The organism is Nocardioides sp. SRI_004 (genome assembly GCF_057586415.1).
The window spans coordinates 237,686-252,016 of the sequence record NZ_JBYCZV010000003.1; the positions used below are offsets into that span (position 1 = coordinate 237,686).

12 protein-coding genes are annotated in these 14,331 nt (G+C 73.7%); 5 read left to right on the forward strand and 7 right to left on the reverse strand.

All coding sequences use genetic code 11. The features are described 5' to 3' along the window. Positions 1–21: 21 nt before the first annotated feature. Positions 22–1,278 (reverse strand): class I adenylate-forming enzyme family protein, encoded by a 1,257-nt coding sequence (locus AC2YHB_RS05140; protein WP_487353601.1) that lies wholly within the window; start codon positions 1,276–1,278, stop codon positions 22–24. A gap of 41 nt (positions 1,279–1,319) precedes the next feature. Here AC2YHB_RS05140 and AC2YHB_RS05145 point away from each other — a divergent pair, with 41 nt between their 5' ends. Together AC2YHB_RS05145 and coaE are read left to right on the forward strand one after the other, a co-directional pair. Next, complete coding sequence (locus AC2YHB_RS05145) at positions 1,320–1,853, forward strand: DUF937 domain-containing protein (RefSeq protein ID WP_487353602.1); 534 nt, start codon at positions 1,320–1,322, stop codon at positions 1,851–1,853. Beyond that, a complete protein-coding gene (coaE, locus tag AC2YHB_RS05150; protein WP_487353603.1) occupies positions 1,850–2,443 on the forward strand; it encodes a dephospho-CoA kinase in 594 nt (197 codons plus the stop codon). The genes AC2YHB_RS05145 and coaE overlap by 4 nt, the downstream gene beginning before the upstream one ends. On the opposite strand, the gene AC2YHB_RS05155 is transcribed toward coaE, so the two are convergent. From AC2YHB_RS05155 to AC2YHB_RS05165, 3 genes are all read right to left on the reverse strand, one after another. Then, complete coding sequence (locus AC2YHB_RS05155) at positions 2,444–3,421, reverse strand: sigma-70 family RNA polymerase sigma factor (RefSeq protein WP_036542599.1); 978 nt, start codon at positions 3,419–3,421, stop codon at positions 2,444–2,446. 153 nt (positions 3,422–3,574) lie between these two features. Then, on the reverse strand, positions 3,575–5,764 hold the full coding sequence (locus tag AC2YHB_RS05160) for a S9 family peptidase (RefSeq protein WP_487353604.1): 2,190 nt from the start codon (positions 5,762–5,764) through the stop codon (positions 3,575–3,577). Positions 5,765–5,774: 10 nt separating this feature from the next. Further along, complete coding sequence (locus tag AC2YHB_RS05165) at positions 5,775–7,139, reverse strand: DNA polymerase IV (RefSeq protein ID WP_487353605.1); 1,365 nt, start codon at positions 7,137–7,139, stop codon at positions 5,775–5,777. A gap of 132 nt (positions 7,140–7,271) precedes the next feature. Here AC2YHB_RS05165 and AC2YHB_RS05170 point away from each other — a divergent pair, with 132 nt between their 5' ends. Next, positions 7,272–8,291, forward strand: coding sequence for a DUF4192 domain-containing protein (locus tag AC2YHB_RS05170; protein ID WP_487353606.1), 1,020 nt, complete (start codon positions 7,272–7,274; stop codon positions 8,289–8,291). Between the two features lie 9 nt (positions 8,292–8,300). Then, complete coding sequence (locus AC2YHB_RS05175) at positions 8,301–9,761, forward strand: glutamate-cysteine ligase family protein (protein ID WP_487353607.1); 1,461 nt, start codon at positions 8,301–8,303, stop codon at positions 9,759–9,761. Positions 9,762–9,780: 19 nt separating this feature from the next. On the opposite strand, the gene AC2YHB_RS05180 is transcribed toward AC2YHB_RS05175, so the two are convergent. Next, a complete protein-coding gene (locus tag AC2YHB_RS05180; RefSeq protein ID WP_036542611.1) occupies positions 9,781–10,218 on the reverse strand; it encodes a hypothetical protein in 438 nt (145 codons plus the stop codon). 81 nt (positions 10,219–10,299) lie between these two features. Between AC2YHB_RS05180 and AC2YHB_RS05185 the strand changes: the two genes are divergently transcribed. Beyond that, complete coding sequence (locus tag AC2YHB_RS05185) at positions 10,300–11,115, forward strand: sulfurtransferase (RefSeq protein ID WP_487353608.1); 816 nt, start codon at positions 10,300–10,302, stop codon at positions 11,113–11,115. Between the two features lie 28 nt (positions 11,116–11,143). On the opposite strand, the gene AC2YHB_RS05190 is transcribed toward AC2YHB_RS05185, so the two are convergent. Further along, positions 11,144–13,186: an SDR family oxidoreductase gene (locus AC2YHB_RS05190; RefSeq protein WP_207010542.1), complete on the reverse strand. Its 2,043-nt coding sequence runs from the start codon at positions 13,184–13,186 to the stop codon at positions 11,144–11,146. Between the two features lie 105 nt (positions 13,187–13,291). Continuing rightward, the gene (gene sepH, locus AC2YHB_RS05195; protein WP_179650982.1) at positions 13,292–14,314 is read right to left on the reverse strand and encodes a septation protein SepH; all 1,023 of its coding nucleotides are present in this window, start codon (positions 14,312–14,314) and stop codon (positions 13,292–13,294) included. Between the last annotated feature and the right edge of the window lie 17 nt (positions 14,315–14,331).

Genomic DNA, 14,331 nt, shown 5'->3' on the forward strand with positions numbered 1-14,331 from the left:
CCGATCATCACAGGCAGGTGGTCACCGCCCGCCCAGCTCGCGTCGCAGCACCTTCCCCGTCAGCGTCCGCGGCAGCGCGTCCAGGAACACCCATGTCTTCGGCCGCTTCGGCGGGGCCAGGTGCTCGCGTGCGTACGCCGCCAGCTCGGCCTCGCTCGCCGTGCCGACCACCGCGGCGCAGACCCGCTGGCCCCAGGCGGGGTCCGGGACGCCGTACACGGCGACCTCGGTGACGCCGGGGCACTCCTCGAGGACCTGCTCGACCTCCGTCGGGTAGACGTTGACGCCGCCGCTGATGACCAGGTCGACCCGGCGGCCGTCGAGGAAGACGTAGCCGTCGTCGTCGATCCGGCCGAGGTCGCCGACGGTGAACGCCGGACCGTCGGGAGTCTCGCGCCACGCCTCGGCGGTCTTGTCCGGCGCGCCGTAGTAGGTGAACCGGGCGAAGCCGGGGACCACGCACCACAGCGTTCCGTCGGGATCGACCGTCATCGTGCGACCGGGACGGGCGCGCCCGACGGTGCCCGGTCGCTCGAGCCACTCCTCGCTGCGGCAGGCCGTGAACTGGCCCTCGGTCGAGCCGTAGAACTCCCACGTCGAGCCGGCCGGGAAGAGCTCGACGATCCGCCGCTTCACGTCGGTCGGGCACGGGGCGCCGGCGTGCGCCACGAGCCGGAAGGACGACAGGTCCGGGACACCGACGGCCTCCCAGTGGCTGATCAGCCGCTGCAGGTGCGTCGGGACGCAGAACATCGTGGTCGGCCGCTCCCGCTCGATCGCGTCCGTCACCGCCGCCGGGTCGAAGGGGCCGGGGATGACGACCCGGCCGCCGGCGAGCCGGGTGCCGAGCGCGAAGCGCAGGGGAGCGGAGTGGTAGAGCGGGCTCAGCACGAGGTTGACGTCGTCGGGACCGAAGCCCCACAGCTCACGCTCCTCGGTCCACAGTGCCTCGGCGTCCGCCGGCGACAGCAGCCCCGAGAAGACACCCTTCGGGACCCCGGTGGTGCCGCTCGTGCAGTGCATCGGCCGGCCCAGCGGCAGCCCCGGCGGCGGGAGTACGGCGAGCAGGTCGGCCAGCTGGGCCTCCGACGTCACGACCACGGTGGGGTCGAGGCCGGCCAGGACCCGGGTCCGCTCGGTCTCGGTGAGCCGCGGGTCGAGGGGGATCGGGAACACGCCGGCGGTGAGCAGGCGGTGCACCGCGTCGACGTACGCGTGGGAGCCGGGCACCAGCAGGGCGACCCGGTCGCCGGCGGCTAGGGTGACGACGTCGTTCATCGAGCGGCATCATCGCAGGCACCACCTCCGAAAGGCGCGCCATGTCCGACGTCGACGACCTCCTCGGCCAGCTCCCGTTCGACCAGATCGCCGACGAGCTGGGCGTCACGCCCGACCAGGCCCGCGCGGCCTCGGCCCAGGCCCTGCCCGCCCTGCTGCACGGACTGGCCGCGAACGCCGACGACGAGGCCGGCGCCGCCTCCATCGGTGAGGCGCTCGGTCAGCACGCGCCCCTGCAGGGGACCGCCGACCTCGGCCGGGTCGACACCGCCGACGGCGCGAAGATCGTCGGTCACGTCTTCGGCGACAACGCCGACGCGGTCGTGGACCAGCTCGCCGGCACGCAGCAGGCCGCCGGCCTCTCGCCCGACCTGACCCGCAAGCTGCTCTCGATCCTCGCCCCGATCGTGCTGTCCTACCTCGCCGGCAAGCTCAGCGGGAAGCTCGGCGGGAAGGCGGGCGGCATCGGGGCCACCGTGCTGCAGGAGATCCTCAAGGGCAGCCTCGGCGGCGGCTCCGCGGGCGACATCCTCGGCGACCTGCTGGGCGGCCTGCTCGGCCGCGGCCGCCGGTGAGGGTCGGCCTGACCGGGGGCATCGCCTCCGGCAAGAGCACCGTCTCCTCGATCCTGCGTGAGCTCGGCGCGGTCGTCATCGACGCCGACCAGCTCGCCCGTGAGGTCGTCGCCAAGGGAACGCCCGGCCTCGCCGAGGTGGTCGAGGCGTTCGGCCCCGACATCCTCACCGAGGACGGCCACCTCGACCGACCGAAGATGGGCGGCATCGTCTTCAACGACGAGGGCCTGCGCCGCAAGCTCGAGGCGATCGTGCACCCCCGGGTCTTCGAGCTGTACGCCGCCCTGGAGGCGAGCGCGCCGACCGGCGGGATCGTCGTCCACGACATCCCGCTGCTCGTGGAGTCGGGTCGTGCCGAGGAGTTCGACGCCATGGTCGTCGTCGACGTGCCCGACGAGGTGCAGGTCGAGCGGATGGTGCGCGACCGGGGCATGAGCGAGGAGGACGCCCGGGCCCGGATCGCCGCCCAGGCGACCCGGGAGCAGCGGCGCGCCGTGGCGACGTACGTCATCGACAACACCGGCACGCGCGAAGACCTCCGCCACCAGGTGACGGAGGTCTTCGCGGAGCTGCGGAACGCGGCGGTCTGATCAGGCGGCCGAGCCGGAGGCCAGGTCCGGGTCGCCGAGGCGGCGCAGCTTCTGCAGCGCCTCCCGCTCGAGCTGGCGCACCCGCTCGGCCGAGATGCCGTGCTTGACGCCGATGTCGGCGAGCTTGTGCTGGCGGCCGTCGGTGAGGCCGTAGCGCGAGCGGATGATGTCGGCCGCGCGCGGGTCGAGCTGGTCGACCAGGCTGTTGAGCCGGTCGCGGGCCTCCACGTCGAGCACGGTCAGGTCCGGGCCGGGCGCGGTCTCCTGCGCCATGAGGTCGCCGAGCGAGGTGTCGCCGTCCTCGTCGACCGGGGTGTCGAGGCTGACGTGCTCGCGGCCCCAGGCCATCAGGTCGAGCACCCGCTCCACCTCGATGCCGAGCTCGGCGGCGATCTCCTCCGGCTCCGGGTCACGGCCCAGCTGGCGCTCGAGGGTACGACGCGCGCCGCCGACCTGGTTGAGCTCCTCGACGACGTGCACGGGCAGGCGCACGACGCGGGCCTGCTGCGCGATGCCGCGCGTGATGGCCTGGCGCACCCACCACGTGGCGTAGGTGGAGAACTTGTAGCCCTTCGCGTAGTCGAACTTCTCGACCGCGCGGATCAGGCCGGTGTTGCCCTCCTGGATCAGGTCCAGCATGGGCATCTGGGCCCGGCCGTACTTGCGGGCGATCGACACGACCAGCCGCAGGTTGGCGTTGATGAACTCCGTGACGGCCTTGCGGCCCTCCTCGGCGATCCACTCGAGCTCCTCGCGGGTCGCCTGCTTCGGGGCGCCGCCCTTCTTGCGACCCACCCGACCCTCGGCGAGGAGGTGCTCGGCCAGCAGGCCGGCCTCGATGGTCTTGGCGAGCTCGACCTCGCGGGCTGCGTCCAGCAGGGGGGTCCGCGCGATCTCGTCGAGGTAGAGGCCGACGCTGTCGCGTCCCTCGATCTCCCGACCGGTGTTGCGCGTCCTGTTCGCAGTTGCCGTGGCCATTGCGTCCCTCCTTCAGCACGGATGTCGGACATCCGTACGGGTGTTCCAACACCAGGGGTCGGTCCCGGATTCCCGGGTCTTGGTGTTGCTCTATCCGCAATGACGTCCGGCAGTCCCCGTTAGTTGCCCGAAAGAGGGAATCTCAGGCAGTTCTCAAGAAAGGATCTCTGCGTCGGCCAGGCCGAGCCGGTCGAGGATCCACGCCAGGCTGAAGGCACGGTCCTCCCAGGCGCGGTAGCGCCCGGACACCCCGCCGTGCCCGGCCGCCATCTCGGTGCGCAGCAGCACGTCCGCGTGCGGCGCCCGGTCGCGCAGGCGGGCGACCCACTTGGCCGGCTCGACGTAGAGGACCCGGGTGTCGTTGAGCGACGTCTCGGCCAGGATCGGCGGGTAGGGGAGGTCGGCGACGTTCTCGTAGGGGGCGTAGCCGGCGATCCGCTCGTAGGCCACCGGGTCGTCGGACGGGTTGCCCCATTCGTCGTACTCGGGGACGGTCAGGGGGAGCGTGGCGTCGAGCATCGTGGTGAGGGTGTCGACGAACGGTACGCCGGCGACGAACCCGCCGAACGCCTCCGGCGCCTGGTTGGCGACGGCCCCGATGAGCAGGCCGCCGGCGCTGGCGCCCTCGCCGACGATGCGCTCGGGCGTGGTCCAGCCGGTCTCGACGAGGTGGCGCGCGGCCGCGATGAAGTCGTCGAAGGTGTGCTGCTTGTGCTCGAGCTTGCCGTCGTCGTACCAGCGGCGGCCCATCTCGCCGCCGCCGCGGATGTGCGCGATGGCGAAGGCGGCGCCCCGGTCCAGGGTCGAGAGCCGGGCGACGGAGAAGTAGGGGTCCATCGAGGCCTCGTAGGCGCCGTAGCCGTAGAGGTGGACGGGCACCGGGTCGGTGCCCGCCTCGCCGCGCACGCCCTTGCGCACGACCAGCGAGATCGGGACCTCGACGCCGCCGGTGGACGGCGCCCAGAGGCGGTGCTCCTCGTAGTCGTCGGGGTCGTAGCCGCCGAGGACCGGGGCCTGCTTGCGCAGCACGAGCTCGCCGGTGCGCAGGTCGTGGTCGTAGACCGCGGACGGGCGGGCGAGGCTGCCCATGCCGACCCGGATGGTCGGCTGCTCCCACGCCGGGTTGTTGCCGGCGCCGACGGTCGCGAGCTCGCCGGGGAACTCCACGAACCGGTCCGCGGCGATCGGCGCCGCGGGGTCGTCGGAGAGGGTGAGCACCCGGACCTGGCTGCTGCCGTTGCTGCGCTGCTGCACCACCAGGTGGTCGGCGAAGGCGTCGACGTCCTCGAGCCGGACGGCGGGATCGTGGGGGAGGAGGGGCACCCAGCCCGACGCCGGGGTGGGGACGGCCGGGGCGAGGCCGAGCTCGAACTCGGGGCCGTTCGCGTTGTGCAGCACGAGGAAGTGGTCCTCGCCGCCGATGACCGCGTGCTCCAGCGAGTACTCGACGCCGTCGGTGCGCGCGGCGAACAGCTGCGGCTGCGCGTGCGGGTCGGTGGCGTCGAGGACGTGGAACTCGGAGGTGGTCTTCGAGCTCGCCGCGACCACGACGTAGCGGCGGCTGCGGGTGCGGCCGACCCCGACGAAGTAGCGGCCGTCGGGCTCGTGGAAGACCAGCTCGTCGTCGGCCTGGGCGGTGCCGAGCCGGTGCCGCCAGACCTTGTCGGGACGCCAGGCCTCGTCGACGGTCGTGTAGTAGAAGTGGTCGGCGGCGCCGGACTCCGGCGCCGCGCCCCAGGTGACGCCGCCCATCACGTCGGTGAGCACGTCCTCGTGCAGCTCGCGGGTCGCGAGGTCGAGCACGCGGACGGTGTAGCGCTCGTCGCCGACGACGTCGGTGGCGTAGGCGAGCAGCCGGTCGTCGGGGCTCACCGAGGAGCCGCCGAGGGAGAAGAACTCGTGGCCCTCGGCCAGCTCGTCGAGGTCGAGCAGCGTTTCCTCGCCGGGCAGCGCGGGCTGGTCCGGCCTCGCGTCGGCCGCAGGCTGCGGGGGAGTCCAGTCGTCCGGGTCGGTCACGGGGACGCGGCACGTGGCGCCGTACTGGCGGCCCTCGAAGGAGCGCCCGTAGTACCAGTACCCGCGCACGCGGGTCGGCACGGAGAGGTCGGTCTCGAGGGTGCGGGCCTTGATCTCGTCGAAGATCCGGCCGCGCAGGTCGGCGAGGTGGGCCGTGCGCGCCTGGGTCCAGGCGTTCTCGGCCTCGAGGTAGGCGATCACCTCGGGGTCGTCCTTCGCCCGCAGCCACTCGTACTCGTCGGTGCGAGTGTGGCCGTGCAGCGTCGTGGTGACGGGGCGCTGGTCGGCACGGGGCGGGACGGACGGTGCGGACGGTGCATCGGACATGCGCCGAACGCTACTGCTCCGCTGGTTGCCCGTCGTCCTGCGGGGCGGGCGGGTGCCAGCGGTGGAGGGTGGGGTCGTCCGCCGGGAAGGAGCGCACCGGACCCGGCGGGGTCTCGGCGGTCTCGAAGCGGACGGTGACCACGCCGCGGCCGGAGCCCCAGACCCAGCCCCGGCCGTGCTCGTCGTGGACCACGTCCATCCCCGGCGCCCAGGTCGCGCCGCGGGGACGCGCGCCGGCCTCCTCGGGCTGCTCGGCCGGCGGCGCGGCGGTCGGCTCGTCCTCCGCTCCCTCGTCCTCGTCGAGGGCGGCGAAGAGATCCTCCTGCACCCAGTCCGCGAGGCCGGAGACCCCGACGCCGAGCAGGCGGACGCCGCCGGAGGTGTCGAGGTCCGCGAGCAGGGTGCGGGCCAGTCGGGCGATGGTCGCGGCGTCCTCGGTCGGCGCCGGGAGCGTGGCCGAGCGGCTCAGCGTCGTGAAGTCGTACATCCGCACCTTGAGCGACACGGTCCGCCCGGACAGCCCGCTCGCCCGCATCCGTCGCGCGACCTCGCCGGCCTGACGGACGACGATCGCCTCCATCTGCCGCCGGTCGGTGAGGTCGTGCTCGTAGGTGCCCTCGACGCTGACCGACTTCGTCTCCCGGTCCGGTACGACGGCGCGGTCGTCCTCGGCGCGCGCCAGCTGGTGCAGCCCGTGGCCCAGCGACCGGCCCACCTGTCGCACCAGCTCGTCCTCGCCGACCTGCGCCAGCTCCCGGACCGTGTGGATGCCGGCCCGCTTGAGCCGCTCGACCGTCGCGGGTCCGACGCCCGGGATCACCGACACGTGCATGGGGTGCAGCAGCGCGACCTCGGTCCCGGGCTCGACGACGACCAGGCCGTCGGGCTTGCGCAGGTCGCTGGCGATCTTCGCCAGGAACTTGGAGCTGGCGATCCCCACCGAGGCGGTCAGTCCGCCGGTCACCTCGCGGACCCTCGTCCGGAGGTCCTCCGCGAACGCCGTCACGGTCGCCACCTCCAGGTCGGGCAGGTCGGCCTGCTCGAGGTCGACGAAGGCCTCGTCGAGCGACAGCGGCTCGACCAGCGGCGAGACCGAGCGGAGCAGTCCCATGACCGCCGCGCTGGTCGACCGGTAGGCCTCGAAGCGGCCGGACAGGTAGGCCGCGTGCGGGCACCGGGCGCGCGCCTCCCGCGTGGACATCGCCGAGCGGACGCCGAACCTCCGCGCCTCGTAGGACGCGGTCGAGACCACGCCGCGGCCGCCGGTGCCGCCGACGACGACCGGCTTGCCGCGCAGGGAGGGCTTGTCCCGCTGCTCGACGGCCGCGAAGAACGCGTCCAGGTCGAGGTGGAGGATCGAGGCCCGGTCGCGCACGGCGCAACGCTAGTCGGCTCCACCCCCAGAACCGTCCCCTGACCCTCCCCAGGGCACCGCCGCGAGGGTGCCCTGCACAGGCGGCCGCGCGGACCGGCGTGCGTGTCGGGCCTGCCGGCGAGGTTTCCGGTCATGACGACCACACCCGACGCACCCCTGCACCTGACCGCCCGCAGCCCCGAGGACCTCCTGGCCATGGCGCCGGTGGTCCTCGGGTTCTGGCCCGACGACTCCGTCGTGATGATGACCTTCGGGGCGCTGCGCCCCTTCCACGCCCGGCTGCCGCTGCCGCCGGCCGACGAGCTCGACGTGTGCGGGCTCCTCGAGGTGGAGGAGTGCCTGCTCGGCCCTGCCGAGCGCCACGGCGTGCAGGCCGTGGTGCTGCTGTACTTCACCGACGACCCGGGCCGGGCCGGCCTCGTCCACGCCGCGCTGCGTGAGGGCTGCCGGGCCCGCGGGATCGGGGTGGTGGTCGCGATCGTGCCCGACGGCGCCGACTACTCCGTGGTCGGTGCGGACGGCGCGCTCGGGCCGCGGACGTCGTACGACGTGACGGCGCACCCGTTCGTCGTGCAGGCGCTCGTGGAGGGCCGGATCGCCCACCGGACCCGCGCCGACATGGTCGCATCCCTCGAGACGGAGCCGGCCCTGGCGGCGCCGGTCCTCGAGCAGCTCCACGAGGGCGGGTGGGAGGACACGGACCCACCGCTCGGTGCCCGGGCGGTCCGGCGCCACGGCAACTGGGTGGAGGCCACCGTGCGGCTGGCCACCGAGACCGGCGAGCTGCCGGGAGCGAGGCGCCTCGCCCGGTTGCTCTGGGCGCTGCAGGTGCCACGGATCCGTGACGCGGCCTGGTCGACGCTCGACCGCGCGACGGCGCCCCGCCACGTGTGGCTCTGGACGGAGGTCCTGCGCCGGACGCCCGACGACCTGGCCGCGGCGCCCGGCGTCCTGCTCGGGCTGGCCGCGTGGCAGGCCGGCGACGGCGCCCTGGCCTGGGCGGCGGTCGACCGGTGCCGCCGGGCCGACCCCGACTGCCGGCTGGCCGACTTCCTCGCGACCCTGCTGGAGGAGGCCGTGCCACCGGACGCGTGGACCGGCACCGTCGACTGGGCGTCCGGGCTCCCGCCGGCGGCGGGGGACCCCCGCTAGTGTCGGTGCATGGGTGATGACGTCGCCGCACAGGAGTTCACACCTGCCGACCGGACCCGCTACCGGGAGAAGGTCCGGCGCTGCCTCGACGTGTTCGAGCGGATGCTGCGCGAGTCCGCCTTCGACACCGACGACCCGTGGACCGGCATCGAGGTCGAGCTCAACCTCGTCGACGAGGCGGGCGACCCCGCCCTGCGCAACGACGAGGTGCTCGACGCGATCGCCGACCCCGGCTTCCAGACCGAGCTCGGCCAGTTCAACATCGAGCTCAACCTCCCGCCGGGCCCGCTCGCCGACGGTGGCCTGACGGCCTGCGAGGAGCGGCTGCGCACCAGCCTCAACGCGGCCGAGGAGCGGGCCGCGGCGATCGGTGCCCACCAGGTCATGATCGGCATCCTGCCGACGCTCGCGCCGGAGCACCTCACGGCCGAGGCGATCAGCGCCAACCCGCGCTACCGGCTGCTCAGCGAGCAGATCCTCGGTGCGCGCGGCGAGGACATCATGATCGACATCCACGGCGTCGAGCGGCTGCAGACCACCGTCGACACGATCATGCCGGAGGCGGCGTGCACCAGCACGCAGTTCCACGTCCAGGTGAGCCCGGAGCGTTTCGCGTCGTACTGGAACGCCTCCCAGGCCATCGCCGGCGTGCAGATCGCGGTCGGCGCCAATGCGCCGTACCTCCTCGGCAAGCACCTGTGGGCGGAGACGCGGATCCCGTTGTTCGAGCAGGCGACCGACACCCGCGCCGAGGAGCTCAAGGCGCAGGGGGTGCGCCCGCGGGTGTGGTTCGGCGAGCGGTGGATCACGTCGGTGTTCGACCTGTTCGAGGAGAACGTCCGCTACTTCCCGGCGCTGCTCCCGGTGATCGACGAGGAGGACCCGCTGACGGTCCTGGAGGCCGGCGGGACGCCGAACCTCTCCGAGCTGCGCCTCCACAACGGCACGATCTACCGCTGGAACCGGCCGGTCTACGACATTAGCGGCGGGCTGCCGCACCTGCGCGTCGAGAACCGGATCCTCGCCGCGGGGCCGACGGTGGTCGACACGGTGGCCAACGCCGCCTTCTACTTCGGCCTGGTCCGGGCGCTCGCCGAGAACGAGCGGCCGCTGTGGTCGCAGATGTCCTTCAGCGCAGCGGAGGAGAACTTCCACGCCGCGGCCGAGCACGGAATCGACGCCGAGGTCTACTGGCCCGGCGTCGGCCGGGTGCGGGCGACCGAGCTGGTCCTGCGCCGGCTGCTGCCGCTCGCCCACGAGGGCCTGGCCGCGTGGGGCGTCAGCGCCGAGGAGGCCCACCGCTATCTCGACCTCATCGAGCAGCGCTGCCTGGCCGGCACCAACGGCGCGGACTGGTTCGCGCGGCAGATGCAGCAGCGTCGCGACGAGGACCGGTACGACGCCCTGCGCGCCGTGCTCGGCGACTACCGCGCTCGCATGCACGACAACCAGCCGGTCCACACCTGGTAGCGGCCCCGGTCGGACCCGATCAGGCCCGTGGATCGGGCCGGACCCGCGCCCACACCTGCCCGGCGCCGGAGCGGGGGTCGCGCCACGAGCGCCGGGTGATGACGACGAGGTCGAGGCGCACCCCGAGCTCACCCGACGCGGCGGTGACGGCAGCCGCCCACGCCAGGTCCTCCTCGTCGTGCCCGTCCGGCATCCGGGTCAGCCACACCAGCGGCACCCTGCCCTCCGCGAGGTGGTGGCGCGCCATCGTCTCCACGACCTCGGTCCGCAGGGCGAGGTCGAAGCGGTCGTCGGGCCCCAGCTCGAGTCGGCGGACCTCGCCGCGCGGGATGCCGACGTGGAGCACGGCGGGATGGGTCCGGCGGCGCTCGGCGAGGGCGTGGTCGCGGACCGCTCCCCGCAGCACCCGCCGGAGCAGGGAGGGGAGCGGCTCCTGGATGCCGGGACCGGTCGCCATGCGGGTGAGCCTGCCCGATCCGCCCGCCTCGTGCGGACGTCCTCCACAGCCTCGGTCCGGCGGGCCGGATAGGTTGCGGTCATGACCTCGCCCCTCATCGGTGTCGACGAGCTGGCCGCACGACTCGGGGAGGTCACGGTCCTCGACGTGCGCTACCGGATGGGCGGCCCGCCTGGCCCCGACGAGTACGCCGCCGGCCACGTCCCCGGAGCCGTCTTCGTCGACCTGGACACCGCGCTCGCGGCGCCACCCGGGCCGCGGGGCCGGCACCCCCTGCCGGACGAGGAGGCGTTCGTCCGGGCCATGAGCGCCGCCGGCGTGCGCGACGACGGTCCGGTCGTCGTCTACGACGACTGGTCGGGCCACGCGGCCGCCCGCTGCTGGTGGCTGCTGCGCTTCCACGGGCATCGCGACGTCCGCGTCCTCGACGGCAGCTGGGCGGCCTGGCAGGCGGCCGGCCTGCCGGTCGAGCAGGGCGCGCCCGCCCCGGCGCCGGTGCCTGGGGACTTCACGGCACGACCCGGCGCGATGCCGGCCGTCGACGCCACCACGGTCGCCGCGACGCAGGTCGTGATCGACGCGCGGGCGCCCGAGCGCTTCCGCGGCGAGGTCGAGCCGATCGACCCGGTGGCGGGCCACATCCCGGGCGCGGTCAACGTCCCCACGGCCCGCAACCTCGGCCCGGACGGCCGGTTCCTGCCGGCCGCCGGGCTGGCGGACGCCTACGCGGCGGTCGGCGCCGTCCCCGGAGCCGACGTCGCGGTCTACTGCGGGTCCGGCGTCACCGCCGCCCACGACGTCCTCGCGCTCGAGGTCGCCGGGGTGGCGGCGGCGCTCTACCCGGGCAGCTGGAGCGAGTGGGTCGCCGACCCGGCCCGCCCGGTGGAGACGGGCTGACGGTCCGGCTGGGCGCCCTGGCGCCGACCTACCAGTGCACGCCGCGGAAGAGCTGGGCGAGCAGCATCTGCTCGGTCTCCCGGCGGTTCTCGGCCGGCGCCTCCTCGGCGGCGGCCGCCGCCTGCGAGGCCGGCTTCTGGCCCTTCGCCGCGGCGGAGTCGGGGAACACCTGGTAGGCCAGGTTGAGCACCCGGAACGCGGCCCGCGGCGCGATCGTGTGGGCCAGCTCGCCCGCCGTACCGAGGGCCGTGTTGATCTCGTGCGGCTTGTCCACCAGCGCCTTGATGACCGTGTCGGCGGCCTGTGCGGGCGAGATCGTGGGGAACTTGTCGTAGATCTTCGTGGGCGCGATCATCGGCGTCCGCACCAGCGGCATGTGCACGTTGGTGAAGGTGATCCCGTGGCCCACGACCTCGGAGGAGACCACGTTGCTCCACGCGTCGAGCGCCGCCTTGGAGGCGACGTAGGCGGAGAAGCGTGGCGGGTTGGTCTGCACGCCGATCGAGGAGATGTTGACGATGTGGCCGGAGCGCTGCGCGTGCAGCTGCGGCATCAGGCCCATCACCAGGCGGATCGCGCCGAAGTAGTTGAGCTGCATGGTGCGCTCGAAGTCGTGGAAGCGGTCCTGGGACAGCTTGAGCGAGCGGCGGATCGAGCGGCCGGCGTTGTTGATCACGTAGTCGACGCTGGGCAGCTCGGCGACGAGCTGCTCGCAGAGCCGGTCGATCGCCTCCAGGTCGGAGAGGTCGCACGGGAAGACGTAGGCCTGCCCGCCGCGCCCCTCGATGACCGCCTTGGTCTCCTCGAGCTTCTCCTTGCCGCGCGCGACGAGGACGGGGATGCCGCCGGCCTGGGCGACCTTGAGGGCCACCACCTTGCCGATGCCCGAGGAGGCACCCGTGATCACGACGGTCTTGTCCTTGAGCGCGGCGCGCGCCTTGGGGTCGCGCCCGACGGTGTCGTCGAGGTTCTCCTCCCAGTAGGACCACAGCGTCCGGACGTAGGTCTCCAGCGGCGGCACGGAGATCCCGGAGCCGGCGAGCGCCTTCTCCGTGATCCGCGAGTCGAAGACCGACGGGAAGGACGTGTGCGCGAGCGCCTCGGCGGGCAGCCCGAGGCGGCCGAGGGTCTGGTCGAGGAGCAGCTGCGCCGGCGCGGTGCGGATCACGGCCGTCATCAGGTTCAGCGGCCGCAGCGGGCGCGGGACCAGCGACAGCGGGCCGGCCGTCACGTTGCGGCTCACCGGCGTCGCGAACCGGGGCGCACCGGCGGCGGCACAGAAGGCGTTGACCATGTCGACGACCGGCTGCGGCTCCGGGTTGACCAGGTGGAAGGCCTCGCCGTCGCGGTCGGGCAGGTGGCCGAGGTGGTCCATCGCCTTGGCGACGTAGTCGACCGGCACCACGTTGGTGTCGCCCAGGTCGACGCCGACGAGCGGCAGCCACGACGGCAGGTTGTCGCGCAGCCGCTTGATCAGCGGGAAGAGGTAGTAGGGACCGTCGATCTTGTCCATGGCGCCGGTCTCGGAGTGGCCCACCACGATCGCCGGGCGGTAGACGCGCCACGGGACGGCCGACTCGTCGCGGACGATCTTCTCCGACTCGTACTTCGTGCGGTGGTACGGCGACGGGAGCGGCTGGCCCTCCTCGAACATCGTCTCGTCGAACCGGCCGTGGTAGTCACCGGCCGCCGCGACGGACGAGACCTGGTGGAAGCAGCCGGCGTCCAGCGCCTCCGCCAGCGCGAGCGCGTTGCGGGTGCCGTCGATGTTCATCGCGTCGTTGGTCGCGTCGTCGGCGGTGATGTCGTAGATCGCGGCCAGGTGGAAGAAGTGGTCGATCGACCCGGCGTGCTCCGCGACCCACTCCGGGTCCACGCCCAGTCCGGGCTGGCCCAGGTCGCCGACGACCGGCTGGACCCGGTCCGAGCCCCACTGGCGGATCAGCGCCTCCATCCGGCCGAGCGAGGACGCGCGGCACAGGACGTGGATCGGACCCTCGCGGTGGTCGATGAGCTCGGCGATGAGGAAGCGCCCGATGAAGCCGGTGGCGCCGGTGACGAAGTAGGCCATGTGACGAACGCTACGCGCTTTTGGGCAGGCGCGTACTGGTCAGTTACTTGTTGGTCCGAGGGGTGGTCGAGCCGCTGGTCGACGCTCGACCCGGCCCGACCGACGTCACTGGTCGCCGCCGCCGAACATGATCTCGTCCCAGCTCGGGACGGACGCCCGACCGCGCTTCTTCTGCACCGGCCGGCGGTGCTTGGCCCGCTCGGCGTCGGCTGCGCGGGCGGCCTCGGCGGCCGGCTCGTCGGCCGTCGCCCGGATCGGCTCGTCGTGCGCCTCGGGGGCCTCGGGCACCGCGAGGTCGAGCGCCTGGTCGACGTCGTACGCCGCTGCCTCGTAGCCCGACTCCAGCGACGGGCCGGCCGGCGCGCCGAGCGGCAGCTCGTCGTCGACGGCCTCGCCGCCCAGCGGCAGCTCCTCGGCGGGCACGGCGGCGAGCCGGCGCTCGCGGGCCTGCTGCAGGTCGTCGCGGGCGGGCGCGACCGGCTCGGGCAGCACGTCGCCGACCAGCCAGCGCGCGTCGTCGTTGTCGGAGAGCGCGTAGTTGCCCGGGGCGTCGTAGGTGAACCGGGCGGTGCCGTTGCGCCCGGCCGAGAGATAGGTGCCGGTCAGCACCCAGCGCCCGGTCTCGCGCCGGTAGGCGTCCCACACGACGTCGACGGCGGGGTCGGCGCCGACGCTGCGGAGGTGGGCGGCGACCGCGTCGCCGAGCACGCGCGCCTGGGTCGGCGACGCCGGACCCTCGCCCGGAGCACGGCGCAGGGAGGCCTTGAGGGCGCGCTCGGCCACGTGCTCGCGCTCGGCGAGGACGGGCGCGACATAGGGCATGATCGCGTCCACGGTGGTCCCGGCGGCCTCGGCCACGGCCTCGGCGGACTCGCCGGCCCGGATGCGGGTCTGGATCTCGCGCGGACGGATGCTGCTGCTCATCTTGGTCTCCAACGGGCCGACACGGGTGGTCTCGCTGCGCACGGCGGCACGCAGGTCGGGCGTGATGTCGAGGGTGAACTCGGCGCCCTGGTCGTCCACCAGGAGCAGGCGGCGACGGTCCGGGGTCGCACCGGTGAGGGTGAGCGGCGCGGCGCCGGGCTTCGCGGCGTCGTCCGCCGCACCCGCGTCGTCCTGCTCGGTCACTCGTCGTCCTCGGTGGT

Coding starts and splice junctions, on each gene's coding strand:
- AC2YHB_RS05140 (WP_487353601.1), bottom strand. CDS start 1,278: ATGAACGACGTCGTCACCCTAGCCGCCGGCGACCGGGTCGCCCTGCTG.
- AC2YHB_RS05145 (WP_487353602.1), top strand. CDS start 1,320: ATGTCCGACGTCGACGACCTCCTCGGCCAGCTCCCGTTCGACCAGATC.
- AC2YHB_RS05155 (WP_036542599.1), bottom strand. CDS start 3,421: ATGGCCACGGCAACTGCGAACAGGACGCGCAACACCGGTCGGGAGATC.
- AC2YHB_RS05160 (WP_487353604.1), bottom strand. CDS start 5,764: ATGTCCGATGCACCGTCCGCACCGTCCGTCCCGCCCCGTGCCGACCAG.
- AC2YHB_RS05170 (WP_487353606.1), top strand. CDS start 7,272: ATGACGACCACACCCGACGCACCCCTGCACCTGACCGCCCGCAGCCCC.
- AC2YHB_RS05175 (WP_487353607.1), top strand. CDS start 8,301: ATGGGTGATGACGTCGCCGCACAGGAGTTCACACCTGCCGACCGGACC.
- AC2YHB_RS05180 (WP_036542611.1), bottom strand. CDS start 10,218: ATGGCGACCGGTCCCGGCATCCAGGAGCCGCTCCCCTCCCTGCTCCGG.
- AC2YHB_RS05185 (WP_487353608.1), top strand. CDS start 10,300: ATGACCTCGCCCCTCATCGGTGTCGACGAGCTGGCCGCACGACTCGGG.
- AC2YHB_RS05190 (WP_207010542.1), bottom strand. CDS start 13,186: ATGGCCTACTTCGTCACCGGCGCCACCGGCTTCATCGGGCGCTTCCTC.